General features: G+C 62.1%; 1 protein-coding gene. It reads right to left on the reverse strand.

The genetic code is table 11. The features are described from left to right. Nucleotides 1–472: hypothetical protein (locus E7Z53_RS19895; RefSeq protein WP_176338706.1), on the reverse strand; the 472-nt coding region annotated here is incomplete at both ends.

Consider the following 472-nt stretch of genomic DNA (forward strand, 5'->3'; position numbering starts at 1 on the left):
GAAGTGTCCAGACCCAAGGCGGTTCCCAGGACTTCTTGGATGAACGCCGCCGTCGTATCGCTAGGGGCGTTCTCGCCAAGATGCTGGAGGGCCGCAATCGCGGCAAGAGCGTCGCGGTCGCTGAGAATGGCCACCGTTGCGTCCTCAACCTCTAGCTCCTCGTCCTCGGTGGATACGGAGAGCAGGCGGTCCGCCGCCCAACGCGCATTCTCCCACCATTGGGCGGTCTCGGCGGTAGCCCTTTGCACCTCAGCAGTCGCCAGAGCAGTGTTTCGGGCTGTCTGGGCGGAACGGGTGACTCCCCGGTAGGCGATCGAGGCCGCCGCGAGGGCCGCGACCCCGCCCAAGCCCGCACTTGTGGAGAACGAGTACAACCATTCCCGGATGGTTTCTAGCTCAATAGGCCAGTGCGCATGCGCTAAGGCTCCCAGAAGTGCTGAGAATAAGAGAGTAATTAAATACCCGATAATCC

Origin of the sequence: Kocuria salina, assembly GCF_013368965.1 — a bacterium.
Taxonomy (GTDB): Bacteria; Actinomycetota; Actinomycetes; order Actinomycetales; family Micrococcaceae; genus Kocuria; species Kocuria rosea.